Raw genomic sequence first — 24,428 nt, forward strand, 5'->3', positions numbered from 1 at the left:
AAACTGCCAATGTCAGGAATGTCAGGGTTTTCCCGATCCCCCCCGAACATTTGAGAGGCACGGCGCGCCGCGTTGCGAGATTTCTTTTGCGCTTCTGTGCTGACTTGTGCGCGCGGAACCGCCCGACTGGGACAGGCCGACCAGCGCGCGAGAGGACGGGCCGGCGCGGTCAATATGCGGCCAGGTGAGGTTTACAAATCATAGGTAAGTTATTGATATGTCTGGGCGAGTGCGGGGAATAGTTTACGAAAAAATCATATGATTTCAGTTGGACACTGGAAATCATAATCCGCGTGTCGGGGGTTCAAGTCCCTCCTCCGCTACCACCGGCACCGTACCTTTTCGGATTTGGGGCTTCAGGCCTTGGCCGAGGGCGGTGAGGATGGCCAGTCTTCCGTCGATATCGATGTGCATGCCGCGGCCCTCCTCCTTGGGGGTGAGGGTTACGCGGTCGATCAGGGCGCGGAGGGCGTTTCGGGCCTGGCGCATCGTGTCCGGCGTGTCGTCGGTCAGCGTGGCGGTGAGGTCTTCGACCGCCTTGCGATAGGCCTCTGCCGCTGCGGGGTGGAGAGTGACGACTCGCGCCACGTCGGCGTCGGCCACGGTTTCGGCGATCGCGTCGCGTTCGGCGCGGAGGTCGCGCAGGCGCTGGACAACGTCCTGGATGTCGCCGGCGCCGGCCTCGATCGCGGTCATCCATCGGTCAATCTGCCGATCGAGGTCGGCCGCCTTCTTTTGCTGGCGCGCCGCGACGATGCGGTCTTCCTGCTGCAGGCGCGTGCGTTCGGCGTGGTAGGCCCGCACGGCGGCGGCGACGCGATCGGGCGAGAGCAGCTCGCGCTCCATTCCCGCAAGCACACGGCGTTCGATCGCGGTGTTGTCCATCGTCCGCCGGTTGTCGCAGGTGCCGGTCTTCCGCGCGTTGCTGCAGCCCCATTTGCCGTCGGCGATGATCGTCATGTTGCCGCCGCAGCTGCCACAGGTGACGAGGCCCGAGAGCAGCTTCTTCGGACGGACCAGGCGCTTGAAGTCCCAGTCCTTCGTTTCGGCGCGGCGCTCGCGCACGGCGTCCCACTCTGCCTGAGTGATGATGGCGAGATCGGGAACCGGCGTGACCTGCCACTCCTCGCGCGGGTTGACGCGGGGGACGCGGCGGCGGGTTTGCGGGTCGCGGACCATGCGGGTGCGGTTGTAGACGAGCTCGCCCACGTAGATCGCGTTGCAGAGTATGCCGTTGCCGCGGACGGTGTCGCCGTTGATCGTGCTGACGTTCCAGCTGCCGCCGGTCGGGCCGGGAATGCCCTCGGCATTCAGTCGGCGGGCTATGGCGAGGGGCGATTCGCCGTCGAGATATTCGCGGTAGATCCGGCGGATGATGGCGGCCTGATCCTCGTCGATCTCGCGCAGGCCGCGTTCGGGCTCTCCCTTTGCGTCGAGCCGGTGCACCTTGCGGTAGCCGTAGACGACATTTCCCGGCACGCGGCCGTTCGCCACCCGGCCCGATTGGCCGCGCCTGATCTTGTCGGCCAGATCCTTGCGGAACAGGCTGGCCATCGTGCCCTTGAAGCCGATCTGCAGTTCGTCGACCGCGCCTTCGGACAGGGTGACGATGCGCGCGCCGGCAAAGGCGATGCGCTTGTGGATGTTGGCGAGGTCTTCCTGATCGCGCGACAGGCGGTCGATCGCTTCGGCCAGCACCTGGTCGGCGTGGCCGGCGGAGACGTGTTCGATCAGGGCGTTGAGGCCGGGCCGGTCGCGCACCGCGCCGCTGATGGCGTAATCGGAAAAGACCTGCGTGACCTGCCACCCTTCGCGTTCGGCGCGGGCGGTGCAGACGCGCACCTGATCCTCGATCGAGCTATCTTTCTGCAGCTGGCTGCTGAAGCGGGCGTAGATCGCGGTGCGCATGGCGGGTTTCCGGAGTGGCGGCGAGCGAATCGGCATGATGCTGCCGCGCGAGGGTGCGCGCAATGGCCAGCGCGATCACGTCGAGCGGATCGTCGGCCAGCGGAATGCGCGCGGGGGCGTTCATGCCGCGGCGCTTTCTATCGCAGCGCAATGTTCCGGCAGGTTGGCGCGGACCAGCGCTTCGGGGATGACTGGCGAGACGCTGTTGCCGCACATCCGGACCTGCGCGGTCTTCGTCAGCGGTTTGCCGTTCGGGCCGGGGCAGTCGATCCGATAGTCGGGCGGGAAACCCTGCGCATTGAAGAGTTCGCGCGCGGTGAGCATCCGCATGCCGATATCGGCCAGCGCGTACTCCTCGCCGTCGATCGAGACCGTTACGAGACCGTAGCGGTCTCGGGTAGTGACCGTGCCGAGCGGCCTGTCGAGGCCGTGGCCGTCGACCTCGTTGCCGTAGTACTTGATCAGGAAGGCGCGAACCTCCGCGAAGTGGGTGCCGCCGGCGCTGATCGTATGGAGCGGTTCGTCGCTGGCCTGCGCGGTGCTGGTGCCGCGCAGCTTGATCAGGTTCGAGGTGACGAGCTGCTGTTGGGTGCATCGGGCCGTCAGGGTCGAGACGGGATCCGCCATCGACCGGGGCGCGGCCCCGTTGCCGCCGTTGTGCTGGGCCATGAAGGCCGCGACGAGGTACTGGTGCGCGCCACCGGCGGTGATCGTATGGGTCGGCTCGTCAATCGCCGTGTGGGGCTTGCCGCTGTTGCGCATCGTCATGACGTGCGCGGCGACGAGCGCGTGCTTGCCGCCGCCTGCGACGATCGTGCCGAGCGGCTTGTCGAGACCGGGAACGCGCGGGGCCTGCCCGTCGCGTTCGCCATAGCCGGTCTGGATCAACGTCGGCGCGACGACCGCCATCTCGCCGCGGTGGGCGGCGGTGATGGTCGGGATCGGTTCGCCGACAGGATAGCTGCGATCGGCCGCGCCATGATGGGTCAGCGGAACGATGAACGGGTCGGCCGCATCGAGGACGTAGCGAACGATGCCAGCGGCGATGCGGCGGCAGGTGTTTGCCTTCAGTGGTCGCGCGCGTTCGAAGATCGAGGGGCAGGGCTGCGACCAGTCTATGATCTCTGCCGCAGTTCGCCACGGGCGAGGGCGACCGGGGCCGTGCGTCGGTTCGGGCCAGACGATCGACTTCCCATCGCGGCGGGCGATCAGGAACAGGCGCTTGCGGCTCGTCGGCGCGCCGTAGTCACAGGCGCGCAGTTCGCGCCATTCCACCTTGTAGCCGAGACGGCGCAGCTGGCGCACCCACTCCTCGAACGTCTGCCCCTTGCGATCGGGGCAGGGGCGGTTGTCGTCGCCGAGCGGACCCCATGTGCGGAATTCCTCGACATTCTCCAGCATGATGACCTGCGGCCGATTTTCACCCAGGCGCTTGGCCCAGTGGACGACGATCCATGCGAGATCGCGGATCCGCTTCTCGACCGGCTTGCCGCCCTTGGCCTTGCTGAAATGCTTGCAGTCGGGACTGAACCACGCGAGTAGCACGGGCCGGACGCGGCCATCGACGGTGCAGGCCTCTTGCGGGTCGATCGCCATGATCGACTGGCAATGGTGGCGCGTGCCGGAATGATTGGCGCGGTGCATGGCGACCGCCTCGGCATCGTGGTTGATCGCCACGTCGACGCTGCGGCCCAGCGCCGCCTCGATCCCGGTGGAAGCGCCACCGCCACCGGCGAAGTTGTCGACGATGAGCCAGTCCATCACCATCCCCAGACACAGACGACCATCGTCGCGAGGGCAATGGTGGCGCAGAGGGCGCCTTGCTTCATTGCGGGTGCCTCGCGGCGGAGCCAGTCGCGCATCAGGCGGCTTCCTTCATGGCCGGGGTGTCCTCGGCCCGCTTTTGCAGGGGGAGCGGGCCGAGGACGGGGGCGGCGACCTGGTTATAGAGGGCGAGGATGCCGCGGGTGCGGTCCGTGTCCTCTGTGGTCGCCGTGTGCTTGATCAGGGCGGCGGTGGCCGCGCGCTGGAGTTCGCGGAGCGCGTGCGTCAGGAACAGCGCCGGATCGGTGCCTTGCGGGGTGAGTTCCCACCATGTGGGTTGTGCGCTATCGCCTCCGGCTACTTTAGCGCGGTGGAGCTGATTGCGGATGTCCTCGGGCAGATCGCCGCCGGCGCGGACGGTGATGACCGCCCAGAACAGCATCTTTTGCTCCGCTTGGCTGAGGGTCATCCGGCAGCGTTCGACGGCGCGGCGCGCGTTGGTGCGGCGGCGTGTGAATTCTTCGGTGGCGAAGCGGGGGAGGTCTGTCATTGATCACACCTCACGACGATCAGCGAGACCGGCGGGTGCGCATGGCCGACCACGGCCAATTCTACTGCGCCTCCGGCGTTCAGGACGGCGAGCTCGTCTGGCGTCGGCTCCCACCGGGAGAGCATCATTCCGCGATCGTCGCAAATGGAGAGGTGGCCGCAGGGGCCATCTGTCTCGGCATTCCACCCCTTTGGTGCGCCAAGATATCTCGTAGTTTTGGGGTGGCGCTTGGGGATCATCGGCCGATATCCATTTCGCCGAGGCGGTCGATCACGCGCGCGGTCATCGTATCTAGAAACTCGCCCGCGTGCCGGGGTGCCGGGCGATAAAAAGCCATGACGCCGAGCACGATGCTTTCGAGCGCGACCATCGTGTCACTCTCACTCTGGCCCTCGCGGATCAGCCGGTTCACCACATCCGGTGCAATCTTGTTGTGCCAATCGACGCCCATCACAGCCGCCCCAGCAGGTGGGCGATGCCGCCCCACATGGTGGCGCTGAGCAGGGCGGCGACGAGCCACCAGCCCCAGCGGATGCGGTCTGCGCCGAGGGGGCGGTCGTAGCGGTTCGCCTCAATCTCGTGCTGGATGTATTCCGGCCAGGGGTGGCCGTTCGGGTCGGTGTGGAGCCGTTCGGGTCGGATCATCGGGCGATCTCCTCGATCACAAGGAACAGGAACGGCAGGCAGCCGAAGACGGCGACGAGCAGCGGCGCGCCGATCAGGCACGTGCGCCAGTCCTGCGGGGTGAAGGTGCGGACCAGCTCGCCCAGGTCGGCGGGCGGGGTGGCATGCGCGTCGGCGCAATGAAGGCGGGGGCTTCCTTCTGCGCTACCGCCTGCGGCTACTTGAGCGCGGGGGTTCACAGCGCGGCCGCCTTCATGACGAGCGCCATGCAGGCGATGCCGAAGGCGGTGGCGGTGAGTTCGCGCCAGTAGGTTTCGAGGAAGCCCATCTCAGGCAGCTTTCCGACCGCGCTTCGTGACGATGATGGCTTCGTCGCGGGTGGCGGTGACGTCGGTGCGCTCGACCGTCATCGTGCCGGTGGCGCGCTGCGAGCGGTCCCATTCGGGGCCGACGCGCTGGACCAAGAGGCGGCCGTCGCACTGGTGCTGGATCACGCGCAGCTCGCGGCCCTCCGGCTTCAGGAAGGCGGTCGAGCCCGCGAACGGGAATTCGGACTTGGATTCGAGCATGGTGTTCTCCAGCAAGCTTTGGCAAGCGGAGAAGTGCACCAAGTGCACATAATGTGCAAGCTAAAAGTGCAAGATATGCACTATGCCTTTAATCATACTCCTCGTCGGGCCAAAAATCCGGGGTGGTTGGGGCTTCCGACGGTTGCCGGGGAATTTCCGGAATCGTGCCGTCGAAGCTGGCGCGGATCCACGCGCACGATGGTCCTGCCCCTTGATAGATGGCGTGAATTGGGGTGCCGGCGCGAATCAGTGAGCCGATGCGCCTGCAGCGTTCTGCGGTGAGATAGCCCAGCTGGATGCCGCGGGCGCTGAAGACGGCGACGGCGCGGGGGTCGGCGGGGTTGTTCGGCTCGGGACGCAGCTCGACCGGTTCGCCCGGTGCGCACATGGCCAGTTCGAAGCGCCGCGACGGGCCGCGCTTGTTGGGAAAATCAATCCCGACGACTGCAAGGGAGAGGGGTGGAAGGCTCAGTTGACGAAAGCTTGAATCTTGTCTCCGAAGGCGATCAGCGCGGCGATCACTGCCAACATACCGGCGAGACGTGTGTCGATATAAGTCTTGCTGGGAAGATGCGACACGCGCTCAGACAAAGTCGCCACACTGACTTCGACCGACCCGACCCGGTCAATCAGCTTGTCCAAACGGTCCTCAAGTCGATTTACGCGCGATTCCATATCAGGCGGCTCCGTTCCCCCGCCCCGTTCGGGGGTTGCCGTGGGAATATAGGCGGTTCGCGTGCCGATATCCACTATCGTCGGTTCAGCCATCGTGATCCGCACCTTTCGCCACATCAAAATCGAGAAGTCGGATGTCGAAGAACTTGGTGTTGCCGCAGTTCCGGCATGTGAGGGATGCGAACAGCGCCGCGACCTTGCCCGGATCTGCTTTCGCGACTTCGCCGCGCGCATCGTAGATCGTCGGCGCGGTGAGGTAGCGGCCAGCGCCCCATTTGGTCGAGCCGCACATTTCGCAGCGACCGCCGCCCCTGATCTTGGCGACTATCCTGGCGCGGATGTCATCCATTTCGACATCGGTGAGCGTGGTCTGGTCATCAGCAGGAGTGGTCACGATCAGAGCCCCCGAGCCACCCATATCGCGCGGCCTTCGATGCGCAGGTCGGCGGTGTCGACTTCCTGATCGGCCATAGCGGGGTTGTCGGATATGACGAGCACCCGATCGCGGCCGATGGTGCGCAGCCGCTTGATGCCGGCGGCGCCGTACAGATCGATCCAATATATCCCGTCCTGCCGAGCGAGCTGGCGATCGGCGGTATCAATCATGATCGCATCGCCCCAGTTCAGGGTGGGGTACATGCTGTCGCCGATGCCGGTGACGAGACGCAGCTTGTCCGACGGCGAGCGGGTGATGGCGCGGATAAAGGCCAGGTCGAAGGTGACGGGCTCCGCCTCGACGTAACCGTCAATCAACGTGCCCGGTCCCATTGAGAGGGAGAGGTCCAGCTTCTGAATTTGAACAAGCTCGGATGAGGGGACCTGAGAGACAATCTCCGGTTCCATCCTGGTGCTAGTAATCCCCGCGCGGAAAAGCATCTCGTCACGCGACACGTCCAAAAGCTCGGCCAGAGCTTCTACGCGGCGAGCATTTATCTCAACCTTGCCGTTGACGATCTTGTTGGCGACCGAGCGCTCGACGCCCAGCGCATCAGCCAAGGCGGCATCAGTTATGCCGCGCGCTTTCTTGCGATCTTTTATCCAGCGGGTGTCCACGCTGCCGTTGTGCAAGCGGCGCACACGAAAGTCTTGAGCATATTTTGCACATATAGGGCTTGACCTTTGTGCAATAGATGCACATCGTCCGCCCATCATGACACCTCTCGCAACTTACATGGAGCGAAACAAGATCAGCGACGCTGATCTTGCCGCGCTGATCGGCAAGGACCGGTCGATCGTGAACCGGATTCGACAGGGCAAGCTTCGCCCGACGCTCGAGGTGGCAGCCCAAATCGAACGCCACACGAATGGAGAAATCCCGATGCAATCGTGGGTCGATCTCGAGGACGCAGCATGATCCTCAGCATTGACAAGGCAAAGATCGTCGGAGTCCGCGCGCCCCTTGAAGGCGAGGTGCTGGACCCAGCGCAGATCAAGTCGGTCAGCGGCGGGGCACCCATCGCGTCGCGCAGGGGATTGTCGGTCGCAGTTCATGCCAAAGGACATAGCGCATGAGCGGGCGGGTGATCGTCGGGAAACGGCCGGCGTTTTCCGCTTCCGGCGCGCTGGATGCCATCGGGTCGGCGCTGCACCAGATCAAGGTGGAGGACGGGCTGACCTGGGCCGATGTCGGCGCGGTGCTGGGCGTCAGCGACGACCAGGCGGCGAAGTACGCCGAGGGCACCGCGACCATGAATGCGGTGACCTTTGGCCGGGGCAAGCGGGAGTGGAACGGGCGGTTCACGGGACCGTTCGACCGGCTTTGCGAAGCGAGCCGCCCCGGCGGTGCCTGCGACCATTCGACGCTCACGGCGGTGCTCGACCTGGGTGTGCGGATCAGCCGTGCGCTGGAGGATGGCAGCTTCGACCTAGGCGACGTGCGCAACAATCGCCGGCAGCTGGAAGACGTGCGCGATGCGATCGATGCGCAGCTGCGTCGGCTTGTTCCCTCCGATTCGATCGCGGGAGACTGACATGTGGGAGGGGGGAGCCGCTCAGTTCGTCATCCCGGCGCTGACGCAATATGCCGAGGCGGGCGACATGGCGCGATGGATCGCGACGGCGCGGCCGGGCGAGGTGCTGGTCTATGCCACCGGGCCGATGCTGGGCGATCACGCGGCCAAGCGGCTTGCGCTGCGCTGGCATGGCGAGGGCCGGGTGCACCTGTTTCAGCGGCGCGCCGAGCGGGCGCATTGCTTCGAATATTGCGCGCGGGCGCGGGCGCCTTCGCCGGGCGAGGGTGCGAACGATGGCGGTCGGCCTGCCGGTGGGCGGCAGGTCGCGGGCAGTCCGCCGCGCGACGATGTCTGGCGCGAGAGCCGGGACGGGCGGGTCTATGCCCTGCTGTTCCGCGACGTCGCCGCCGGGCGGTGCTGCCCCAGCAACGGCGAAATCGCCGAGCGGCTCGATCTCGATGACCGGTACGCTGCCAAGAACGCGCTGACCCGGCTGAAAACCATGGGGCTGATCCGGTTCGAACAGGCCGGGCGCACGCGGACGCGCATCGTGACGATCGTCGCGACGGGGCAGTCGAGTGCGGACATATCCGGGGAGATTGAACATGGGTGAGGTGAGGATCAAATACGGTTTTGCGCGCAGCTATGTGGCGCTGGCCTGCCCCACGCCGCGCCCCGAGTGTCCACTGCCTGGTCCGGTTGTCGAGTTGATAGAGCGGCAGGATGGGCAGGTCGTGTCGGTGAAGGTGCTGACTCGCGGCGAGGCCGAGGAACTGCGCATGGCCCTGACCTGCGCTCTGGCGGCGCTGGATGCGGGGGCGGTCTGGGATGCAGCCAATGCCGCGGAGCAGGCAGCATGAGCGTCGTTCTGGAGGCCGGTGCGCTGGCCAAGGCGCTCAAGAAGGCGGCGGCCATTGTCGCTGCGAGCAACACCATTCCGATTCTCGCCAACGTGCGGATCGAGACGACGTCAGCGGGCTTGCAGGTGCTGACCACCGATCTTGATGTCGAATACTGCGAGACCGTGCCGCTTGTGTCAGCCGATGGCGAGCTGGCGACAACGGTCGAGGCCAAGCGGCTTGCCGCGTTGGCCGGTGCCGCTGCCAAGGGTGCGCAAATCAGTCTGGCGATGGAAGACCGGCAGCTGGCCGTCAAAGCCGGCCGGAGCCGGTGGAAGCTGAACGCATTGCCGGTCACCGACTTCCCCAAGATACCTGCGCTAGACCTGGTCCATCGCCTGACCATGCCGGGACAGCAGCTCGCATCGGCGCTCGCTCGGGTGCTGTGGTCACGATCGACTGAACCGACGCGCTACTATCTGAACGGGCCGCTCTGGCATGCAGGATCGGACGGGATGCTGCGGCTTGTCGCGACCAACGGACATACGCTCGCCAGCACGCGGGTCGATGCCCGTTTTCCGGCAGAAGGGGCGGACCTGATACTGGGTCCGAAGTTCTGCATGGCGGCGCAGTCGATCGCTGCCGACTTCTCCGGTTCCGTCGACCTGGAATGGAGCGCTTCGAAGATCCGCATGACGGCGGGCGAATGCTCGCTGCTGGGCAAGGCGATCGACGGGACGTTTCCGGACTATCGCCGCGTCATACCGTGCGAAGTGGACGATCCCATCGTCGTCGATCCGGAGATGCTGCGCCAAGCGGTGCGGCGCATCGACCTTGTCGGCGAAGGCAAGACCCGGACCGTCAGAATCGGTCGGAGCGACGGGATCATCGTGGTTTCGACGCAGAACGCCGAGGTCGGCAGCGGGACCGAGGAGGTGCCGGCCGACGTGCGCGCCAGTTTCGAGGTCGGCTTCAACAGCCAGTATCTCGACCAAGTGCTTACCGCGATCGGTGGCGACAGCGTCACCATTCACCATGCCGATGCGACGTCGTTCGCCCTTGTCCGCCGCACGGTGGACGACGGGGCGCTCGCCATCGTCGGCCCGATGCGCTGAAGGAGAGAGGCGATGTACCGCAACAGGGAAATGACCGACGAAGTCTTCGCAGCGGTCTTTGCGGGCGATCTGGAAAAGGCGCGGGAAGCGCTCGACCTGCTGGTCGCGATCGAGCCGGACGGGCGGCTTTTGGCTTTGCGCAACCAGACCCGTCCCCGTGTCGAACTGCATGCGCCGACCGAGGAGTTTCCCAAGCCGGGGCATCTTCCTGGCTCGACCTTGGGCTGGCCCAGGCTGGCTCCTGAGGCGGCGTGATGGCGCGGGCGGCAACATCCCGGTTGAAGGTCAATCCTCCGCTCGGGCTTCGGCCCAGTCTGGAGAATTGCCGCCTGGGCGACCTGAAGGTCGATGCCGCCTACCAGCGGTCGATCGACAACGCTTCCAGCAAGGCGCTGATCCGCAAGATCGCCATGCACTGGGACTGGGCGCTGTTTCATCCGCTGGCGGTAGCGCGGCGGGCCGACGGGTCACTGTGGGTGGTGGACGGCCAGCACCGGCTTGAGGCCGCTCGGGCTCGGCGGGACCTGTACGACCTGCCCTGCGTGGTGTCGTCCTACGACAGCCGCGCCGACGAAGCCGCTTCGTTCGTGGCGATGAACGTGCAGCGCCGCGCGCTGTCGAAAATCGACCTGTTCAAGGCAGCCGTTGCGGCGGGCGATCAGGAAGCGACGGGCATCGTTTCGGCGATCGAGGCGGCGGGTCTGTCGGTCGCGCCGCATCAGAACTACGTGTCGTGGAAGCCCGGCATGGTTTCCAACATCGGCGGTATCGAAGCGAGCTGGCGCCGCCACAGCGAGGATGTGACCAGGCTGGCGCTGAGGGTGTTGGCGGATGCGTGGCGCGGCAGCGTGCTGCGCTATGCCGGATCGTTGTTTCCCGGCATCGCGGCCGTTGTCGCGGATGAATATGGGCGGTTCGTCGTCGATGATGAGTTCCGCGTGATGCTGGTCGAGATGATCGGCGCGGTCACGCAAGAGGATTGGCGCGGCGAGATCATGCGCAAGCGCGCCGACGATCCGAACCTGCGCTTTGCGGCTGCGAGCGAGGTTGTCTTGCGCGAGGCTTGGGCCGAGCTGCTCGCCGAATTCATGGATGAAGCGGCGTGACGCGCGCGGCTTCGAGCATGCGGCGCTTCGGCTCCGTCGCGCCGAGGGGGCACGGCATCGTGCTGCCCGCCTATCATCCGTCTGCCCGGGGCGGTCGGTCGATCTTTCCCAGTCGCGTCTTTGCGCCCGATGAACTGAACCGGCTGCTCAAGAGCGGGCACAACAGCCGGAAGATCGGCAAGACGGTGGCCAAGGGGCCGCGCCGGGGATGGCCGATCTATACCCTGACGCTTGAAGAGCGGGCGAGCTGCCCGCGCGAGTGCCGCGAATGGCTGCGCTGCTATGGCAACAACATGCAGGCGGCGGAGCGGATCGAGCATGGGCCCGATCTGGAGGCGCGGCTGTTGATCGAAATGTCGGAGTTGCAGGAGCGGCACCCGGCCGGGTTCATGGTGCGGTTGCACGTGCTGGGGGATTTCTATTCGCCCGAGTACGTGGCGACCTGGTCGGAGGCGTTGCGGCGCTTCCCTGCGCTGCACGTGTTCGGGTTTACCGCGCGCGATCCGCGCGAACCGATCGGCCGGGCCGTGGCGATGCTGGCGGCGGATTTCGGGTGGCAGCGGGCGGCGATCCGCTTTTCCGGGCAGCCGCATGAGAACCGGGCCTCGCGGGTCATCGCCGCAGAGGCCGCCATCACCGATGCCATCCTGTGCCCGGCGCAAACCGGGGCGACCGACTGTTGCGCGACGTGCGCGCTGTGCTGGCATTCGGAACGCAGCATCGCGTTCAGGGCGCACTGATGGGCCGGAGTGGAGAAGCGGCATGACGGATCTGACGCCATGGGAGCGCAAGGCGCTCACCCTGCTGGAGCGGGCGGCGCTGGCGGAGCGGCCGTGTCCGACGAATGACGACGTGGCGGACTGGCTGCGGTGTTCGCATGCGAAGGCGGCGGGTGTTGTCGCCGCGCTCGACACGAGCGGCGTGATCCGCATCCATCGGCATGCCAATCGCCGGGTCATCGAAATCGTGGCGACGGGGCGGCGGACGGCTCTGACGGCCAAGCGGCTCCGGCTGCACGATGCGCTGCACGATTCGTCGCCGAAAAGGCCTTTGGCGGTGCTGCACTATCACACCGGGTGTTCCTGGTGCGGGTGCCGGGTCGACGTGTGCTCTTGCCGCGACGGCAAGGCGGCGCGCGGGGAGATGGCGGCGTGAGCGCCTACGAGGACATCGGGCCGACCATGATGGGCCGCGCCGAGTTGTATGCGCTGTTCCGCGAGGCCGCGGTCATCGGGCAGATCGGCATGGAGCTGACCGTCGCGGGCGAGGGGATGGACCTGCCGCGCGCGCGGGCCAAGGTGGCCGAGCTGCGCGCGAAGCTGGGTGTGCCGAAATGAGTGGCGGCGCATCCGGTTCATCCCCGGCGATCGATCCCGGTGTGCTCGCCGAGGCGAAGGCGCGGGTGGAGGTGTCGGATCTGGTCAAGCGGTCGGTGCGGCTGTCGCGGGCGGGGCGCGAGTTCAAGGGCCTATGCCCGTTCCACGACGAGTCGACGGCCAGCTTTACGGTCAACGACGACAAGGGGTTCTATCACTGCTTCGGCTGCGGGGCGCATGGCGACCAGCTGGCCTGGCTGATGCGGCACGACGGCATGGCGTTCCTGGACGCGGCGCGGGTGCTGATCGGCGAGGCGGGTCTGGGCGATCTGCCATCGGGCCAAGTGCCCCGGTCTGCGCCGGAGCGGCGCGAGGGGCGGCGGGGTGAACGTGACGGACCGGAGTTCGTGCCGTCGATCGAAGTGGCGCGGTTCATCTGGCGTTTGCGTCCGGTGGCCGGGTGGCGGACGCCGGTCGAGACCTGGCTGCGGACGCGCGGTGTGCATCCGGGGCCCGACAGTCCGGTGCTGGAGCAGCTGCGGTTTCATCCGCGGGTGCCGACCGGAGCGTGGCCGGTGGGGCAAGAGCCGAGGCGGTTCGGCCCGGCGATGATCGCGGCGATCGAGGCGCCCATCCTGGAGGGCGCGTGCGTCATCGGCTTCGCGCCGATCGGGCTGCACGTGACGTATCTGGCCGACGAGGGCCGGACCAAAGCCGGGCGCAAGATGTTCGGCGGAACGGCGGGCGGCGGGGTGCTGCTGGGCGACTGGTCGGCGGATGCCGGGCACGTCGGTGCCGATACGCTGGCCGTGGCCGAGGGGATCGAGACGACGCTGGCCTTCCTGGCGCGGGAAGGCGTGACGCGGGGGGTGGCGGCGCTCAGCCTCAACAATCTGCAGGGCTATCCGCTGGAGGACCGGGCGGGCGCGGTGCCGCTTTACGATCCGCGCCCAGATCCGGGCCGCGCTATGCTGTGCTGGCCGGGCGAGTCCCGCGTGCTGGTGGGCGTTGATGCCGACATGAAGGGGCTGAAGGACCGCACGGTGCGCGAGCATCCGCGCGCGGTGCCGGTGAAGCGCGACCTCAGCGGGGCCGAGCGGACCGAGCTGTGCGGTCGGCTCGCCAGTGCGGCCTGGCGCGCGACCGGGGCGCGGGTGAGCGTCAAGCGTCCGCCGATGGGCGCGGATTTCGGGGATCTGGCGAGGGAGGGGGTTTGATGATCCACATTCGTGTCGACGACAGTTCGCTGAACAGCCACCGCCGCTTTGCCTGCGGAATCGGGCCTGACCTGCCCGACGGCGACAAGTGGCTTTATCCCGGAATCATAGCGGACGCTGACGCGGACTGCCCCGGTTGCAACCCGCATCCCCAACCGATCGGGACGCCGTTGAGCCAATTGAGCGGGCGGAGTGGTGGCAATGTCGAGTGGCGCCGCATCTCCGAAAGTTGGGGGTATCCATGACCGCGATCATCTCCGACTGCGGACGCTACCGCTACCGGCTCGAACGCAACACTGTCGGGGGTGGCGCGACCGCCGTTATCATGGTCAACCCCTCCACCGCTGACGCCACCGAGAATGACGCGACCATTCGCAAGCTGATCGGCTTCGGCCGGCGCAACAGGTGGGGTAAGCTGATCGTCGGCAACCTTTTCGCCTACCGCGCGACCGACGTGCGCGAACTCGGCAAGGTGGCCGATCCGGTCGGGCCGGAGAACGACAACCACCTGATCCAAATGCTCGCGGAAGCCGATCAGGCGATCATCGCTTGGGGGCCGCTGTCGAAGCAGCCGCTCCGCGTCCGCAATCGCTTCCTCAACGTGCTGACCATGATCTCTGGCGCGGGACTGGACCCGTATTGCATCGGCCCGGCCGCCAAGTGCGGGCACCCGAAGCACCCGCTTATGCTGCCCTATGAAAGCCCGATCATCGAATGGACCCAGCCATGACCGGCAGGCCCAAACGCCAATCTTGGGATCATGAAGGACATTACGAAGCCGCCGTGAATCGCGTCATTTGCGCGATGAAGCGTGGGACTGGATGCGCATTGACCCCGGATATGGTCCGCGCCCTCCACTTCGCGGAGGGTGACGGGGACTATTGGAGCAAAATGACAGAGGCCCAGCCATGAACGACACAGCCGACGCCCTGCGCCTGTTCGTTGAGCGGATCGAGCGGGTCAGCGAGGAAATCGCCGGACTGCAGGAGGATCGCCGCGACATCTATGCCGAGGCCAAGGCCTGCGGCTTTTCGCCGGCCATCATCCGCAAGGTGATCGCGCGGCGGGCGCTGGCACCGGCGGACCGGGAGCTGGCCGATGCCGAGCTGGCGATCTACGAAGCGGCGCTCGACGGTGCCGACGTCAGCGAGGCCATGACGAAGCTGCGGCCCGATGCGGCGGCGCTGGCCGCGTCGATGCTGGCCGAGCAGATCGCGGGGATCGACGATCCCGCGACGGCCGAGGCGCTGGTGGAGCACATCGCCTTCCTCCTCGACCTGCGGGCCGAGATCGCGGCGCTGCGGGCGCAGGAATCGGATCGCAAGAAGATGGCTGGGGCCGAAGGGTTCGAGGCCAAGCAGATCGCTGTCGCCGTCCGCTGGTTCGAGAAGTGCGCCAAGCACGGCGAGGACGCGATGCGGGCGGGTGAGGCGACCTTCGACCTCTATCGCGCGACGTTCGATGCGCACGACGGGGCGCAGCGGTCGCCGACCGAGGATCCGAAGCTGGCGGCGGTGTTCACGCCGCCCACGAAGAAAACGAACGCCAAGGGCCGCGCGCTCGATGCCGCGCGGTTTGCCGCGATGCAGACGCGCCGGGCGCTGGAAGACAAGGGATAGGCAGGGGACCCGATGACGCAGCGAAAAGGGGGATCGATCCCCGTGCCGGTGGCCGAGCCGGAAAAGATGGCCTGGTACGAGCTCAACGACCTTGGCAATGCGGATCGGCTGATCGATCTGGCCGGCGGCAAGCTGCTGTGGGTGGAGGATCACTGGCGCGCCTATGACGGGCGGCGTTGGTCTGCCGAGGACGGTGCCCGGCTGTCGCAGCAGCTGGCGCACGACATGGCGCGGCACATCCCGATCGAGGCGGCGGCGCTGGACGAAGCGGCGGAGACCGAAACCGACCAGGGCAAGAAGACGATGCTGCAAGAGCGCGCCTCTGCCCTGTACAAGCACGCCGTCCAGTCCGGCAACGCGAACAAGACGACGGCCGCGCTGGCGCAGGCGAAGTCGAAACTGGCCGCGACGCGCGACGATTTCGATTCCGAGACGATGGCGCTCAATGTCGCCAACGGCACCTTGCGGTTCTTCGAAGGGCCCGACGGGTGGGCGGTAAGGCTCGACGCGCACGATCCCGAAGACCGGATCAGCCGCATGAGCGAGGTGGCGTGGGAACCGCGGGCGCAATGCCCGGAGTTCACCCGGCACATGGAGACGGTGCTACCCGCGCCCGATGTGCGCAGCTATTTCCAGTCGTGCATGGGCTATGCCCTGACCGGCGAGATCAGCGAGCAGTGCATCTTCCTGCTGCAGGGCAAGGGCGGCGACGGCAAGTCGACGACGATGGACGTGCTGCGCGAGGTGTTGGGCGGTTATGGCGCGACGGCGGCGGTCGAATCGTTCCTGCACGGGGCGGCGCGCAGCGGGGCGGAAGCCTCGCCCGACATGGCTCGGCTTGCCGGCGACGTGCGGCTTGTCTGCACCAGCGAGCCGCGCATCGGGGCGATGATCGATGAAGGCCGGGTCAAGCAGGTGACCGGCGGTCAGCCGATCAGCGCGCGCGAACTGCATGGCGCGGTGTTCGAGTATCGGCCGCGCTTTGCCATCGTGTTCGAGTGCAACCGCAAACCGCGCATTTCCGGCGACGACGACGGCATCTGGCGGCGCATCGTCGTCATCGAGTTTCCGCACCAGTTCAAGGGTGCGGCCGACAAGACCGTGGGCCGCAGGCTGCTGGCCGAGGCCGAGGGGGTGCTGGGGTGGCTGGTGCAGGGCACGCTGATGTGGCTGAGCCACGGCCTGATCCCGCCCGAGACGGTGCGCGCGGCGATCGAGGATTACCGGAGATCCAGCAACCCTTTTGGTGAATGGTTCGGGGAAAGGGTCGCCACGGACGACCCGGAAGCCCGCGCGCTCTCGGCCGATCTCTACGCCGATTACAAGCAGTTCTGCGAGGACAACGCCGTCGGCGATCGCGAGATCATGACCAGCACGGCCTTTGGCCGCGCGCTGGGCGACAAGCAGCTCGCCAAGGCCAAGAACGCGCAAGGCAAGGTGATCCGCAAGGGGTGCCGGCTGCGCACGGCGGACGAGCTGTCGCTGCCGCCTGCGGGTGTGCAGGGCGGCGGTGACGTGGCGGGCGGCGCGCCCGACCGGACGCCCGGCAACTGGGGCGCCAGCGGCCACGACGACCAGGCCGACGGCGACTGGGACGGGTTCGATGACTGATCGGCGCGGGCCTGCCTGTGCCTCTGCACCACAAGATGTGGGACAGACAGTTACAGACAGTTTCGGCAACTGTCTGTCTTTTCGGGCGGCGGGCGACGGTTTCGGCGGCGGTGGCGGGATGATGGGGCGGCGTCGGGGCTGGCCACCGGGATTGCGGCGAGGGGAAACCATCTGTCTGTCTGTGACTGTCCGTCCTCGCAAAGCCACGCTGGCTGCGGGTTACAGACAGTTGACAGAAAGACAGACAGTTTCTGCGGGGTTTGGTCCGTGCGGGCGCGGGCGCGCATGTGCGTAGGGTTTCCGACTATCTGTCTGTCTGTCTGTAGAAAAGGATCAAGATATGGGGGTTGAGCTTTCGCAGGTGGTGACCTGGCAGGACGCGGAGGATGCGATGCTGGCGGCGGTGGAGTACCTGGGCGCGATGCCCGACAAGGAGCGGGGTTGGCTGCGCGGTGGGCAGGGGTGGCCGGATATCGTGCGCGACGTGCGGGCGGGCGACTATGGCGATGGGCAGGGCCATGGCGGCGATGCCGAGCCGCGGCGGCAGTTGGGGCGCAAGGAGATGGCGGTGCTGGACCGGATGATGCTGGGCCCGCAGGCCGCCTGCTTGGCCGTGCCGGAGGAGCACCGGCGGCTTGTCGGCCGGGTGCTGATCGCCAAGCTCGACCCGCGCGGCGACGTGTTCCGCTGGGAGCGGATCTGGGTGGCCGAGGGCGGCAAGCGGTGCGTGGTGACCAGCGATGCCTTGCGGATGCGGTACGAGCGGGCGATCGGGAAGGTGGCTGTGGCCATGGAGCGAGGTCGTGATCGTGCCGGGGCGGCGGCGTGACGGGGCCATTTACCCAGTTGCGGCTCTGTAACCCGCAGAAGTCCTGCGGGTAAGCTGTCAAGCCGTTTCCATTTACCCAGTGAAATATTGGGTGTTCGTTTACCCACCTTTTCGGGGGTATCAGGAGATACGCTGAGGCGGGCCTGTGTCGGCCTCGGGGTATCCTCTCCCAGACTTGGCGACTGCGCCCGGCCAGTTTCCCCCCATTGTGGTGGCTGGCCGCAGTCGCCTCCCTTTCGTCAGGAGCGCGCACGTGGGTCGGCTCAAGGCCATGCCGTCGCGGCTCGGGCGGCCAGCGTCGCGGGTGCGGGCAAGGCCGAAGGTCGCCGAGGGGTTCTACCAGTCGGCCGAGTGGCTCGACTATCGGCGGCGGCATCGGGACTGGACGCGGGCTCAGCACGGCGGCGTGTGGTGCAAGGTGTGCGGGGCGACGCAGCGGCTGATCCTCGACCACCGGGTCGAGCGGTCGGACGGCGGGGCGGACTTCCCTCCCTTCGAGGAGGCGGACTGGCTCTGCACGCCCTGCCACAACCGCAAGACGGCCGAGGCCAAGGCGCGGCGGGTGCGAGGCGAGGCAGGACGGGGGGTGGTCGAAAGTTCAGGGGGTTGACGGCACCTAGACCGCATCCCGTCTCATCTGGGGATTTTTTTCTTGGGCGATGGAATTTCGGACGGGCAGGTTGACCTGTTCGGCCTGCCAGTGTTGCCGGAGAAGGGGCGGGGGCGGCCGGCGCATGTCTGGACCCGGGAGAATTCCGACGTTGTGAACCTGCTGTTCGCGTGCGGGCGCAAGCCGATCGAGATCGCGCGAGTCCTGAAGGTCAGCAAGCCGACGTTCTACAAGCATTATTTTAACGAGATCGCGAACGCGGGCCACGCGCCGCTGATGCTCAAAGGTCGCCAGCTCGCCCGCCTGAACAAGGCCGCCGAGGAGGGCAACGTTGCCGCCGAGAAGGCGCTAGCCGCGATGGTGCACGCCGAGCAGCAGCGGGCGCTCAGCGAAAAGGTCCAGGAGCGCGGCAAGGTCGCGGCCCCGGCCCCGCGGCTCGGCAAAAAGGAACAGCAGAAGGAGGCGGCGGCCGGTGTGGCCGGGCGCTTCGGCACGCGGCAACCGCCGCCGGCGATGATCCAGTAGGACGCCGATGCCGAAGTGGACGACCTCCTGCCCGGACTGGGCGGAGCGTATCGTAGCGGGCGACAGCTTGGTGCCGGTGGCGCCGCTGTTCCCGGACAAGGCGGCGGACGCGCTGGGCGTGTTCAAGTCGTTGCAGGTCACCGACCTGCCGCAAAAGAAAGACGGAACCTACCCGACGCTGGGCGAGATCTGCGACGAGTTCGTGTTCGACTTCGTCGCCGCGATCTTCGGGGCGGAGGACCCGCTGAGCGGCGCGCGGCTGATCAACGAGTTCATGCTGTTGATCAGCAAGAAGAACGGCAAGTCGATGATCGCGGCGGGCATCATGCTTACCGCGCTGATCGTGAACTGGCGGCACCACCAGGAGCTGCTGATCTTGGCGCCGACGATAGAGATCGCGGGCAACAGTTTCGGCCCCGCATCCGGCATGGTGCGCGCGGATCCGGAATTGTCGGATCTGCTGCACGTGATCGAGCACCAGCGCACGATCCGGCACCGGGTGACGAAGGCGGAGCTGAAGATCGTCGCGGCCGACAGCGGCGTCGTCGGCGGCAAGAAGGCCGGCTTCGTCCTGGTCGAGGAATTGTGGCTGTTCGGCAAGAACCCGAAGGCCGAGGCGATGCTGCGCGAAGCGACGGGCGGCCTCGCCACGCGGCAAGAGGGCTTCGTGATCTACATCACGACGCATTCCGACGAGCCGCCGGCCGGGGTGTTCAAGGCCAAGCTCGCTTATTTCCGCGACGTGCGGGACGGGGTGATCGAGGATCCGGCCAGCATGGGCGTGCTCTACGAATGGCCCGAGGCGTTGCTGGAGGCCGAGGCGTACCTCGACCCGGCGATGTTCTACGTCACCAACCCGTCGATCGGGCGGTCGGTGACGCAGGACTGGCTGGAGCGGCAGCTGGCGATGGCGCAGACCGGCGAAGGCGAGAGCCTGCAGGTCTTCCTCGCCAAGCACCTGAATGTCGAGATCGGGCTGCGGCTCCGCCGGGATCGGTGGGCCGCGGCGGACTTCTGGCTTGAAGCCGCCGATCCGGACCTGACGCTGGAATCGCTGCTCGATCGCTGCGAGGTGGTGGTGGCCGGTATCGACGGCGGCGGGCGCGACGACCTGTTCGGCGCGGCGGTCGCTGGGCGCGAGAAGGACACCGGCCGGTGGCTGACCTGGGCGCATGCCTGGGCGCTGGAAATCGCGCTGGAGCGGCGCAAGGATATCGCCCCGGCGCTCCGCGGCTTTGCGGCCGATGGCGATCTGACGATCGTCACGACCGGACAGGAGATCGTCGACCAGGTCGCCCGGCTGATGAAGCGGATCTTCGACGCGGGGCTGATGCCCGAGGTCGGCGCGGTGGGTGTCGATAGCTGGGGCATGGGCGCACTGGTCGATGCGCTCGTCGCATCGGGGTTCGAGACATACGACGAGGTTACCAAGCGGGGCGGTTCGATCACCCCGGTGCGGCAGGGCGTGGGCCTGACCGGCACGATCAAGACAGTCGAGTTCAAGCTGGGCGACGGCATGCTGCTGCATGACGGGTCGGCCCTGATGGCCTGGTGCGTATCGAACGCGCGGGCCGAGTTGAGAGGCAGCAACTTGTACATCAGCAAGCAACTGGCCGGCGCGGGGAAAATCGACCCGTTGATCGCCATGCTCAATGCCGTGCAGATGCTGGAGGCCGGGCCCGTCGCGGCCAACGACAACGTGCCGTCGATTTATGAGACGCGCGGGATGATCGTGATCTGATGGGCTGGCTCGACAGGCTTTTCGGCGCGCCAGCGCCCGATGCGCCGGTGCCGGCCGAGGGGGCGGGTATCGCGCGTCTGGCGCAGGGTGGCGGGGCGGTACAGGCCTACTCGACCATCAACCTGCGCGACGAACACCTGCCTGACTTTCTCCGAGGCGGCATGACCAGCAAGGCCGGGCGGACGGTTAGCGAGTATTCCGCGATGCGGAACGCGACGTTCAACCGGGCGGTCAACGTCATCGTCGGCACGATCGGCATGCTGCCGCTCAACCTGTTTCGCCGGGGCGCGGACAATTCGCGGGAGAAGGCAACCGACCACCCGGTCCATCGTCTTCTGCGGGTTCAGCCGAATCCGGCGCAGACACCGTACCAGTTCAAGTCGTTCATGCAGGGGCGGGCCCTTCTGTACGGCAACGCCTTCGCCTTTAAGGTGCCGGGCATCCGCGGGCCGCAGGCGCTGTGGCCTCTCGATCCGCTGCGGGTGACGATCGAGCAGGCCGACGATTTCAGCCTGCAGTATCGGTATCGCCCGAAGACCGGGGGCGAGCGGATCTACAAGCCGTCGGAGATATTCGACCTGCGGGGCCCGTGGTCGGAAGACGGGTTGCGCGGGCACGGTCTCTTGCGGATGGCCGCCGAAGCCCTTGGCCTGGCCGAAATCACCGATGAGGCCGCCGCCCGGCTGTTGCGGAACGGCGCCTATGTCGGCGGCGTCCTGGAGCATCCTAAGCAGCTGTCGGAGGCCGCGATCGAGCGGCTGAAGCATCAGTTTCAGGATGGCTATGCGGGCGTCGAGAATACCGGCCGCTGGATCGTCGCGGAAGAAGGTCTGACCGCGAAGCCTCTGGGGGCGAGCGGGAGGGATGCCGAAGGCCTGGCGCAGCGCAAGCACCAAGCCGAGGAGGTGTCGCGGTTTACCGGCGTTCCGCGGCCCCTGCTGATGTTCGACGAGACGAGCTGGGGCACCGGCATCGAGCAGTTGGGTCTGTCGCTGATCACCTACTGCCTCATGCCGTGGTTCGTCGCGTGGGAGGAGGTCGTCGCGCGATCGCTCCTAAAGGAGAGCGAACGCGAGACCCTCTACGTCAAATTCAACGAGGGGGCGCTGCTGCGCGGATCGCTGAAGGACCAGGCGGAATTCCTGTCCAAGGCCATCGGCGGCCCGGGTCAGGGTGGTTGGATGTTGGCCGACGAGGCGCGCGAGCTGATGGACATGAACCCGATGGAGGGCGGGGTCGGCCAGCGGCCGGCCTGGAGCAACGAGGTGACCGACAATGCTTGAACGATTTGGCATCATGGCGATGGCTCGCCCTTCGGCTCTGCCCGTCCCCGCGGATCGCAAGGTGTCCGCCCTGTCGAACGGGCAGGTCATGGAGCGCTGGAACGCCGAGGCGGCCGGAGTGCGCGCTCTGGCGGCGGGCGACAACGTGATCACGATGTTCGACGCAATCGGCGAAGACTTTTGGTCGGAAGGCATTACGGCCAAGTCCGTGGCTCGGCAGCTGCGCGCGATCGGCGACCGGCCGGTCGAGGTGCAGATCAATTCGCCGGGTGGCGACATGTTCGAGGGTATCGCGATCTACAACGTGCTGCGCGAACATTCGCAGGACGTGACGGTCAAGATCATGGGGATGGCAGCGAGTGCCGCCTCGATCATCGCGATGGCAGGCGACCGCGTCGAGATCGGCGCTGCCTCCTTTCTGATGATCCATAACTGCTGGGTGCTGTCGATCGGCAACCGGCACGACATGGCGCAGGTGTCGGAATGGCTTGCGCCGTTCGATGCTGCCATGGCCGAAGTTTATGCGGCGCGTAGCGGGCGGACCGTCGAAGAGTGTGCGGCCTGGATGGACGCCGAAACCTACATGAGCGGAAGTGTCGCGATCGAGCGCGGCTTTGCCGACGCCCTTCTGTCCGCCGACCAGATGACGGAAGAGCCGGCGGCGCGGGAAGCCGATCGCGAGCTCAATGCAACCCGCGCGCTCGAACTGACACTCGTTTCGGCGGGCATGACGCGCAGCGAAGCGCGCGCCCGCATCAAAGACCTGAAGGGCACGCCAGGCGCTGCCCACCCCGCCACGCCTGGCGCTGGCGCAAGCGACGGCTCCGCTTGGATGAACGGGGCCATGGACTTCCTGGCGACGCTCAACGCGCGCTGAAACCGAGGAAAATCGACATGACCAAGATGTTTCTTGCCAGCGGGCTGCTGGCGTCCGCTTCGCTCGCTGTCGCTCCGCGCAGCGTTTTTGCCGCCCCGCGCGCCGAACCCAACGACCCGAAGGCGTTGTTCGAACAGCTCCAGCAGGCCGTCACGGCGATGCGCGAGAAGAACGACCAGGCTCTCGCCTCCAAGGTCGACGACACCGTCCTGAACGAGCACGTTGATCGGATCAACGCCACGATCACCACGCTCGAAACTGCGATCGAGGAGGTCATGGCCAAGCAGGCTGCCGATCGCCTCGGTGGCAAGGACGCGCCGAAGGATCCGGAGTACACCGCCGAGTTCAACGCGTACTTCCGCCGCGGCCAGGCGACCGATCGTCTCGAGACGATCAAAGCTGCCGCGACCAAGACCGACGGCGAGGGCGGTTACCTGGCGCCGATCGAGTGGGACCGCACGGTCACCGGCCGGCTCAAGCAGGTCTCGGTCATCCGTCAGCACGCCTCGGTCGTTTCGATCAGCGGCGCGGGTTTCAGCAAGGTCTTCTCGGACCGCAATATCGGTTCGGGCTGGGTCGGCGAAACCGCTGCTCGTCCGGCGACCACCACCCCGGCGCTTGCCTCGCTGTCGTGGGCGGTCGGCGAGATCTACGCCAACCCCGCCGCTTCGCAGGGCCTGATCGACGATGCCGAATTCAACGTCGAACAGTGGCTGGCCGACGAGGTCGAGACCGAATTCGCCAAGCAGGAAGGCATCGCGTTCCTGTCGGGCGACGGCACCAACAAGCCGCATGGCCTGCTGACCTATGTCACGGGCGCGGCCAATGCCGCTCGCCATCCCTGGGGCGCGATCGAGACGATCAACTCGGGCGATGCCGCGCTGCTCACCGGCGACGGCATCCTCTCGCTGATCTACGGTCTGCCCGAGGAATACGAGGCCAATGCCAAGCTGTTCATGAACCGCACCACGGCGGGCGCTGCGCGCAAGCTGAAGGATGGTCAGGACAACTATCTCTGGCAGCCGTCGTTCGAAGCCGGTCAGCCGGCGACGATCGCCGGGGTCCCGATCGTTCACCTGCCGGCCATGCCGACCGTTGCCGCCAACGCGATCGCCGCTCTCTACGGTGACATGGCGGAGACCTACCAGGTCGTCGATCGCATCGGCATCCGCGTGCTTCGCGATCCGTACACGAACAAGCCGTTCGTGCACTTCTACACGACCAAGCGGGTCGGTGGCGGGGTCAAGAACCCCGACGCGATGAAGGCGCTGAAGGTCGCCGCCTGATCTCAGCGACGAGGAAGCGGGCCGGGGTCAGACCCCGGCCCGTCTTTCGATGAGCGGCGTGCGCGCCTCTCTTCGAAGGACGGGGACATCGAAAGGAAAGACCATGGTTGCCAAGAAGAAGAGCGTCGACACCAGCGACGTGAAGCTGAGCGACGTGCCGGGCGTGGCGGATACCGCAGGCCTGAAGGCCGACAACCTGACCCCCGCGACCGATGTTGCGGCGTCGGGCGCGATGATCGAACCCGAAATCGTCGAGCGCATCGAGACCAGCCATCCGGCGGTGGACAATGCGCCGCGCGCCCGGCAGCCCGCCGTGGCCAACCGGATCGATTTCAACGATCCCACCAAGTCCGAGGCCGAAGCGGTCGCGGACAACCTGGCCGCACAGAACGCCTGACACGACCAACCAGCG

36 protein-coding genes are annotated in these 24,428 nt (G+C 66.7%); 24 read left to right on the forward strand and 12 right to left on the reverse strand.

What is annotated here, in order from left to right; all coding sequences use genetic code 11:
- Positions 1-282: 282 nt before the first annotated feature.
- The 12 genes from J2X37_RS03175 to J2X37_RS03230 all read right to left on the reverse strand — a co-directional run bounded on the left by J2X37_RS03175 (position 283) and on the right by J2X37_RS03230 (position 7,143).
- Positions 283-1,908: a recombinase family protein gene (locus tag J2X37_RS03175; RefSeq protein ID WP_310017639.1), complete on the reverse strand. Its 1,626-nt coding sequence runs from the start codon at positions 1,906-1,908 to the stop codon at positions 283-285.
- On the reverse strand, positions 1,859-2,032 hold the full coding sequence (locus J2X37_RS03180; protein ID WP_310017642.1) for a hypothetical protein: 174 nt from the start codon (positions 2,030-2,032) through the stop codon (positions 1,859-1,861). Before J2X37_RS03180 ends, J2X37_RS03175 begins: the two co-directional genes overlap by 50 nt.
- Complete coding sequence (locus J2X37_RS03185) at positions 2,029-3,669, reverse strand: DNA cytosine methyltransferase (RefSeq protein WP_310018067.1); 1,641 nt, start codon at positions 3,667-3,669, stop codon at positions 2,029-2,031. Before J2X37_RS03185 ends, J2X37_RS03180 begins: the two co-directional genes overlap by 4 nt.
- Before the next feature lie 100 nt (positions 3,670-3,769).
- Positions 3,770-4,222, reverse strand: coding sequence for a hypothetical protein (locus J2X37_RS03190; protein WP_310017645.1), 453 nt, complete (start codon positions 4,220-4,222; stop codon positions 3,770-3,772).
- A 235-nt stretch (positions 4,223-4,457) separates the two neighbouring features.
- Entirely contained in the window at positions 4,458-4,673 is a 216-nt protein-coding gene (locus tag J2X37_RS03195) for a hypothetical protein (RefSeq protein WP_310017648.1), read from the reverse strand.
- On the reverse strand, positions 4,673-4,867 hold the full coding sequence (locus tag J2X37_RS03200) for a hypothetical protein (protein ID WP_310017650.1): 195 nt from the start codon (positions 4,865-4,867) through the stop codon (positions 4,673-4,675). The genes J2X37_RS03195 and J2X37_RS03200 overlap by 1 nt, the downstream gene beginning before the upstream one ends.
- A complete protein-coding gene (locus tag J2X37_RS03205) occupies positions 4,864-5,085 on the reverse strand; it encodes a hypothetical protein (protein ID WP_310017652.1) in 222 nt (73 codons plus the stop codon). Before J2X37_RS03205 ends, J2X37_RS03200 begins: the two co-directional genes overlap by 4 nt.
- A 90-nt stretch (positions 5,086-5,175) precedes the next feature.
- The gene (locus J2X37_RS03210; RefSeq protein ID WP_310017654.1) at positions 5,176-5,415 is read right to left on the reverse strand and encodes a hypothetical protein; all 240 of its coding nucleotides are present in this window, start codon (positions 5,413-5,415) and stop codon (positions 5,176-5,178) included.
- 88 nt (positions 5,416-5,503) lie between these two features.
- Positions 5,504-5,803, reverse strand: coding sequence for an HIRAN domain-containing protein (locus tag J2X37_RS03215; RefSeq protein WP_310017657.1), 300 nt, complete (start codon positions 5,801-5,803; stop codon positions 5,504-5,506).
- An 80-nt stretch (positions 5,804-5,883) separates the two neighbouring features.
- Positions 5,884-6,183 carry a hypothetical protein gene (locus tag J2X37_RS03220; RefSeq protein ID WP_310017659.1) on the reverse strand — a complete coding sequence of 100 codons (300 nt, stop codon included), beginning with the start codon at positions 6,181-6,183 and terminating at the stop codon, positions 5,884-5,886.
- Positions 6,176-6,508 carry a hypothetical protein gene (locus J2X37_RS03225; RefSeq protein WP_310017667.1) on the reverse strand — a complete coding sequence of 111 codons (333 nt, stop codon included), beginning with the start codon at positions 6,506-6,508 and terminating at the stop codon, positions 6,176-6,178. The genes J2X37_RS03220 and J2X37_RS03225 overlap by 8 nt, the downstream gene beginning before the upstream one ends.
- Positions 6,487-7,143: a S24 family peptidase gene (locus J2X37_RS03230; RefSeq protein WP_310017669.1), complete on the reverse strand. Its 657-nt coding sequence runs from the start codon at positions 7,141-7,143 to the stop codon at positions 6,487-6,489. The genes J2X37_RS03225 and J2X37_RS03230 overlap by 22 nt, the downstream gene beginning before the upstream one ends.
- Before the next feature lie 97 nt (positions 7,144-7,240).
- On the opposite strand from J2X37_RS03230, the gene J2X37_RS03235 reads away from it, so the two are divergent.
- The 24 genes from J2X37_RS03235 (at position 7,241) to J2X37_RS03350 (ending at position 24,413) form a co-directional block, all read left to right on the forward strand.
- Complete coding sequence (locus J2X37_RS03235; protein ID WP_310017672.1) at positions 7,241-7,444, forward strand: helix-turn-helix domain-containing protein; 204 nt, start codon at positions 7,241-7,243, stop codon at positions 7,442-7,444.
- The gene (locus tag J2X37_RS03240) at positions 7,441-7,602 is read left to right on the forward strand and encodes a hypothetical protein (protein WP_310017674.1); all 162 of its coding nucleotides are present in this window, start codon (positions 7,441-7,443) and stop codon (positions 7,600-7,602) included. Before J2X37_RS03235 ends, J2X37_RS03240 begins: the two co-directional genes overlap by 4 nt.
- Entirely contained in the window at positions 7,599-8,060 is a 462-nt protein-coding gene (locus J2X37_RS03245) for a hypothetical protein (RefSeq protein WP_310017676.1), read from the forward strand. Before J2X37_RS03240 ends, J2X37_RS03245 begins: the two co-directional genes overlap by 4 nt.
- A 1-nt stretch (position 8,061) precedes the next feature.
- The gene (locus tag J2X37_RS03250) at positions 8,062-8,655 is read left to right on the forward strand and encodes a hypothetical protein (protein WP_310017679.1); all 594 of its coding nucleotides are present in this window, start codon (positions 8,062-8,064) and stop codon (positions 8,653-8,655) included.
- The gene (locus tag J2X37_RS03255; protein WP_310017681.1) at positions 8,648-8,902 is read left to right on the forward strand and encodes a hypothetical protein; all 255 of its coding nucleotides are present in this window, start codon (positions 8,648-8,650) and stop codon (positions 8,900-8,902) included. The genes J2X37_RS03250 and J2X37_RS03255 overlap by 8 nt, the downstream gene beginning before the upstream one ends.
- Entirely contained in the window at positions 8,899-9,996 is a 1,098-nt protein-coding gene (gene dnaN, locus J2X37_RS03260; RefSeq protein ID WP_310017682.1) for a DNA polymerase III subunit beta, read from the forward strand. The genes J2X37_RS03255 and dnaN overlap by 4 nt, the downstream gene beginning before the upstream one ends.
- A gap of 12 nt (positions 9,997-10,008) precedes the next feature.
- Positions 10,009-10,251 (forward strand): hypothetical protein, encoded by a 243-nt coding sequence (locus J2X37_RS03265; RefSeq protein WP_310017683.1) that lies wholly within the window; start codon positions 10,009-10,011, stop codon positions 10,249-10,251.
- A complete protein-coding gene (locus J2X37_RS03270; protein ID WP_310017685.1) occupies positions 10,251-11,102 on the forward strand; it encodes a DUF6551 family protein in 852 nt (283 codons plus the stop codon). The genes J2X37_RS03265 and J2X37_RS03270 overlap by 1 nt, the downstream gene beginning before the upstream one ends.
- On the forward strand, positions 11,099-11,842 hold the full coding sequence (locus J2X37_RS03275; protein ID WP_310017687.1) for a GP88 family protein: 744 nt from the start codon (positions 11,099-11,101) through the stop codon (positions 11,840-11,842). The genes J2X37_RS03270 and J2X37_RS03275 overlap by 4 nt, the downstream gene beginning before the upstream one ends.
- A gap of 22 nt (positions 11,843-11,864) precedes the next feature.
- Positions 11,865-12,257, forward strand: coding sequence for a hypothetical protein (locus J2X37_RS03280; protein WP_310017689.1), 393 nt, complete (start codon positions 11,865-11,867; stop codon positions 12,255-12,257).
- Positions 12,254-12,439, forward strand: a complete 186-nt coding sequence (locus tag J2X37_RS03285; protein WP_310017691.1) for a hypothetical protein — start codon at positions 12,254-12,256, stop codon at positions 12,437-12,439. The genes J2X37_RS03280 and J2X37_RS03285 overlap by 4 nt, the downstream gene beginning before the upstream one ends.
- Positions 12,436-13,635, forward strand: coding sequence for a CHC2 zinc finger domain-containing protein (locus J2X37_RS03290; protein WP_310017693.1), 1,200 nt, complete (start codon positions 12,436-12,438; stop codon positions 13,633-13,635). The genes J2X37_RS03285 and J2X37_RS03290 overlap by 4 nt, the downstream gene beginning before the upstream one ends.
- Positions 13,635-13,880 (forward strand): hypothetical protein, encoded by a 246-nt coding sequence (locus J2X37_RS03295; RefSeq protein WP_310017695.1) that lies wholly within the window; start codon positions 13,635-13,637, stop codon positions 13,878-13,880. Before J2X37_RS03290 ends, J2X37_RS03295 begins: the two co-directional genes overlap by 1 nt.
- Complete coding sequence (locus tag J2X37_RS03300) at positions 13,877-14,365, forward strand: DUF1643 domain-containing protein (protein WP_310017699.1); 489 nt, start codon at positions 13,877-13,879, stop codon at positions 14,363-14,365. The genes J2X37_RS03295 and J2X37_RS03300 overlap by 4 nt, the downstream gene beginning before the upstream one ends.
- 178 nt (positions 14,366-14,543) lie before the next feature.
- Positions 14,544-15,254 (forward strand): DUF2312 domain-containing protein, encoded by a 711-nt coding sequence (locus tag J2X37_RS03305; protein WP_310017701.1) that lies wholly within the window; start codon positions 14,544-14,546, stop codon positions 15,252-15,254.
- A gap of 12 nt (positions 15,255-15,266) precedes the next feature.
- Positions 15,267-16,865 (forward strand): phage/plasmid primase, P4 family, encoded by a 1,599-nt coding sequence (locus J2X37_RS03310; protein WP_310017703.1) that lies wholly within the window; start codon positions 15,267-15,269, stop codon positions 16,863-16,865.
- Positions 16,866-17,205: 340 nt separating this feature from the next.
- Positions 17,206-17,694 (forward strand): hypothetical protein, encoded by a 489-nt coding sequence (locus J2X37_RS03315; protein ID WP_310017705.1) that lies wholly within the window; start codon positions 17,206-17,208, stop codon positions 17,692-17,694.
- Between the two features lie 253 nt (positions 17,695-17,947).
- The gene (locus J2X37_RS03320) at positions 17,948-18,304 is read left to right on the forward strand and encodes an HNH endonuclease signature motif containing protein (RefSeq protein ID WP_310017707.1); all 357 of its coding nucleotides are present in this window, start codon (positions 17,948-17,950) and stop codon (positions 18,302-18,304) included.
- A 42-nt stretch (positions 18,305-18,346) separates the two neighbouring features.
- Complete coding sequence (locus tag J2X37_RS03325; protein ID WP_310017709.1) at positions 18,347-18,829, forward strand: hypothetical protein; 483 nt, start codon at positions 18,347-18,349, stop codon at positions 18,827-18,829.
- 7 nt (positions 18,830-18,836) lie between these two features.
- A complete protein-coding gene (locus tag J2X37_RS03330) occupies positions 18,837-20,570 on the forward strand; it encodes a terminase TerL endonuclease subunit (RefSeq protein WP_310017710.1) in 1,734 nt (577 codons plus the stop codon).
- The gene (locus J2X37_RS03335) at positions 20,570-21,853 is read left to right on the forward strand and encodes a phage portal protein (protein ID WP_310017713.1); all 1,284 of its coding nucleotides are present in this window, start codon (positions 20,570-20,572) and stop codon (positions 21,851-21,853) included. The genes J2X37_RS03330 and J2X37_RS03335 overlap by 1 nt, the downstream gene beginning before the upstream one ends.
- On the forward strand, positions 21,846-22,730 hold the full coding sequence (locus tag J2X37_RS03340) for a head maturation protease, ClpP-related (RefSeq protein WP_310017715.1): 885 nt from the start codon (positions 21,846-21,848) through the stop codon (positions 22,728-22,730). Before J2X37_RS03335 ends, J2X37_RS03340 begins: the two co-directional genes overlap by 8 nt.
- Positions 22,731-22,747: 17 nt before the next feature.
- Positions 22,748-24,016 carry a phage major capsid protein gene (locus J2X37_RS03345; RefSeq protein ID WP_310017716.1) on the forward strand — a complete coding sequence of 423 codons (1,269 nt, stop codon included), beginning with the start codon at positions 22,748-22,750 and terminating at the stop codon, positions 24,014-24,016.
- A 103-nt stretch (positions 24,017-24,119) separates the two neighbouring features.
- Positions 24,120-24,413 carry a hypothetical protein gene (locus J2X37_RS03350; RefSeq protein ID WP_310017718.1) on the forward strand — a complete coding sequence of 98 codons (294 nt, stop codon included), beginning with the start codon at positions 24,120-24,122 and terminating at the stop codon, positions 24,411-24,413.
- The last annotated feature ends 15 nt before the right edge of the window (positions 24,414-24,428 follow it).

The sequence above is a fragment of the Croceicoccus sp. BE223 genome, from assembly GCF_031457155.1.
Lineage (GTDB): Bacteria > Pseudomonadota > Alphaproteobacteria > Sphingomonadales > Sphingomonadaceae > Croceicoccus.

Excerpts from the sequence above, each read along its gene's own strand:
- J2X37_RS03175 (WP_310017639.1), bottom strand. The coding sequence starts at position 1,908 with ATGCGCACCGCGATCTACGCCCGCTTCAGCAGCCAGCTGCAGAAAGAT.
- J2X37_RS03180 (WP_310017642.1), bottom strand. The coding sequence starts at position 2,032 with ATGAACGCCCCCGCGCGCATTCCGCTGGCCGACGATCCGCTCGACGTG.
- J2X37_RS03185 (WP_310018067.1), bottom strand. The coding sequence starts at position 3,669 with ATGGACTGGCTCATCGTCGACAACTTCGCCGGTGGCGGTGGCGCTTCC.
- J2X37_RS03190 (WP_310017645.1), bottom strand. The coding sequence starts at position 4,222 with ATGACAGACCTCCCCCGCTTCGCCACCGAAGAATTCACACGCCGCCGC.
- J2X37_RS03195 (WP_310017648.1), bottom strand. The coding sequence starts at position 4,673 with ATGGGCGTCGATTGGCACAACAAGATTGCACCGGATGTGGTGAACCGG.
- J2X37_RS03200 (WP_310017650.1), bottom strand. The coding sequence starts at position 4,867 with ATGATCCGACCCGAACGGCTCCACACCGACCCGAACGGCCACCCCTGG.
- J2X37_RS03210 (WP_310017654.1), bottom strand. The coding sequence starts at position 5,415 with ATGCTCGAATCCAAGTCCGAATTCCCGTTCGCGGGCTCGACCGCCTTC.
- J2X37_RS03215 (WP_310017657.1), bottom strand. The coding sequence starts at position 5,803 with ATGTGCGCACCGGGCGAACCGGTCGAGCTGCGTCCCGAGCCGAACAAC.
- J2X37_RS03220 (WP_310017659.1), bottom strand. The coding sequence starts at position 6,183 with ATGGCTGAACCGACGATAGTGGATATCGGCACGCGAACCGCCTATATT.
- J2X37_RS03225 (WP_310017667.1), bottom strand. The coding sequence starts at position 6,508 with ATGGGTGGCTCGGGGGCTCTGATCGTGACCACTCCTGCTGATGACCAG.
- J2X37_RS03235 (WP_310017672.1), top strand. The coding sequence starts at position 7,241 with ATGACACCTCTCGCAACTTACATGGAGCGAAACAAGATCAGCGACGCT.
- J2X37_RS03240 (WP_310017674.1), top strand. The coding sequence starts at position 7,441 with ATGATCCTCAGCATTGACAAGGCAAAGATCGTCGGAGTCCGCGCGCCC.
- J2X37_RS03245 (WP_310017676.1), top strand. The coding sequence starts at position 7,599 with ATGAGCGGGCGGGTGATCGTCGGGAAACGGCCGGCGTTTTCCGCTTCC.
- J2X37_RS03250 (WP_310017679.1), top strand. The coding sequence starts at position 8,062 with ATGTGGGAGGGGGGAGCCGCTCAGTTCGTCATCCCGGCGCTGACGCAA.
- J2X37_RS03255 (WP_310017681.1), top strand. The coding sequence starts at position 8,648 with ATGGGTGAGGTGAGGATCAAATACGGTTTTGCGCGCAGCTATGTGGCG.
- dnaN (WP_310017682.1), top strand. The coding sequence starts at position 8,899 with ATGAGCGTCGTTCTGGAGGCCGGTGCGCTGGCCAAGGCGCTCAAGAAG.
- J2X37_RS03265 (WP_310017683.1), top strand. The coding sequence starts at position 10,009 with ATGTACCGCAACAGGGAAATGACCGACGAAGTCTTCGCAGCGGTCTTT.
- J2X37_RS03270 (WP_310017685.1), top strand. The coding sequence starts at position 10,251 with ATGGCGCGGGCGGCAACATCCCGGTTGAAGGTCAATCCTCCGCTCGGG.
- J2X37_RS03280 (WP_310017689.1), top strand. The coding sequence starts at position 11,865 with ATGACGGATCTGACGCCATGGGAGCGCAAGGCGCTCACCCTGCTGGAG.
- J2X37_RS03290 (WP_310017693.1), top strand. The coding sequence starts at position 12,436 with ATGAGTGGCGGCGCATCCGGTTCATCCCCGGCGATCGATCCCGGTGTG.
- J2X37_RS03295 (WP_310017695.1), top strand. The coding sequence starts at position 13,635 with ATGATCCACATTCGTGTCGACGACAGTTCGCTGAACAGCCACCGCCGC.
- J2X37_RS03300 (WP_310017699.1), top strand. The coding sequence starts at position 13,877 with ATGACCGCGATCATCTCCGACTGCGGACGCTACCGCTACCGGCTCGAA.
- J2X37_RS03305 (WP_310017701.1), top strand. The coding sequence starts at position 14,544 with ATGAACGACACAGCCGACGCCCTGCGCCTGTTCGTTGAGCGGATCGAG.
- J2X37_RS03310 (WP_310017703.1), top strand. The coding sequence starts at position 15,267 with ATGACGCAGCGAAAAGGGGGATCGATCCCCGTGCCGGTGGCCGAGCCG.
- J2X37_RS03315 (WP_310017705.1), top strand. The coding sequence starts at position 17,206 with ATGGGGGTTGAGCTTTCGCAGGTGGTGACCTGGCAGGACGCGGAGGAT.
- J2X37_RS03330 (WP_310017710.1), top strand. The coding sequence starts at position 18,837 with ATGCCGAAGTGGACGACCTCCTGCCCGGACTGGGCGGAGCGTATCGTA.
- J2X37_RS03335 (WP_310017713.1), top strand. The coding sequence starts at position 20,570 with ATGGGCTGGCTCGACAGGCTTTTCGGCGCGCCAGCGCCCGATGCGCCG.
- J2X37_RS03340 (WP_310017715.1), top strand. The coding sequence starts at position 21,846 with ATGCTTGAACGATTTGGCATCATGGCGATGGCTCGCCCTTCGGCTCTG.
- J2X37_RS03345 (WP_310017716.1), top strand. The coding sequence starts at position 22,748 with ATGACCAAGATGTTTCTTGCCAGCGGGCTGCTGGCGTCCGCTTCGCTC.
- J2X37_RS03350 (WP_310017718.1), top strand. The coding sequence starts at position 24,120 with ATGGTTGCCAAGAAGAAGAGCGTCGACACCAGCGACGTGAAGCTGAGC.